At 59.5% G+C, this 1,093-nt stretch carries 1 pseudogene; it reads right to left on the reverse strand.

Going from position 1 to position 1,093, the window contains the following annotated elements:
* Window positions 1-122: 122 nt before the first annotated feature.
* A pseudogene (locus AAFO90_RS24945) lies at window positions 123-467 on the reverse strand (recombinase family protein); the annotation flags it as partial.
* Between the last annotated feature and the right edge of the window lie 626 nt (window positions 468-1,093).

Below are 1,093 nucleotides of genomic sequence, written 5' to 3' on the forward strand. Positions count from 1 at the left end.
GTCTTTGTGGACGTCCAGCCCCACGTAAAGCGTTTTCGTCATTGGTCTTTCTCCTTCGAACTCTTCCGTGTTCGTCAGAAAACCACATCTGCGGCTCGCCCGCCGCAAAACGCTCATCTGGTCTAAGTGCCCAGCACGCGTTTCCCGTAGTCGCGCAGATTGCCTTTGGGATCGACGTATCGATACAGAGTTACAGGCTTCACGCCCAGTTCACGGCACAGCTCAGAAACGGACGTGTCCCTGTTCGCCATAGCTGCCTGCGCCATCCGGACCTGGGCTTTGGTGAGTGCGAACTTTCGACCACCTTTGCGACCACGCGCGCGGGCAGCCTGCAACCCTGCCATGGTGCGTTCCCGGATCAACTCGCTTTCAAATTCGGCGAGCGCGGCAAAGATCCCAAATGACAGCCGACCGGCTGCGGTGGTCGTGTCGATCTGTGCTCCCTGGCCTGTGAGCACCTCCAGCCCGTTCGGGTCAGCCACGAAACGATTTATGCCTATGTCTACAGTCGCGAAGGTCAATCTGAACAGCTGGCCCACCACCTACCCAACCGTCGCAAGAAGCGGCAGCCACGCTACGCCAGACGGCCCAGAGGCCAGGTTTTCCCACCAGATAGGTCCATCCATCAACGCCCGGAGCATGTGAAGACCCGTGAGACCTTCGGTGAATGGGAAGGCGATCTGATGATCTTTGAACGCGCCCAAGGAAAACGGACCTGATCACCGCAGAGGGTTTTGACAGTGACACCGTCCTGCGTCTCGTTGCGGCGCTCGAGGCGCAATCCGAACACCCCATTGCCGAAGCCATCACACGTGCGGCCGCTCAAAAAGGGTTGAAATCTTCTGAGGTTACGGCCTTCTCCTCCCTCACGGGTTACGGCGTAGAAGCAAACGTCGACGGCCGACGGGTTCTTGTCGGCGCGGACCGGTTGATGGCACGCGAAGGGATCGACATGGGCGGGCTTGCAGCAGTGTCCCAACGATTGGTGTAATTTCCGCCGTTAGCGCGGGCTGAGCGGAGCCTTTTCGTAGCGAAGCGAGGCCCGCGCGGGCCGCTTGGCGGCCACGGTTGTTCTTCGGCTAAAGTTTGGTTT

Source organism: Phaeobacter sp. CAU 1743 (genome assembly GCF_039839315.1).
GTDB lineage: Bacteria > Pseudomonadota > Alphaproteobacteria > Rhodobacterales > Rhodobacteraceae > Phycobacter > Phycobacter gallaeciensis_A.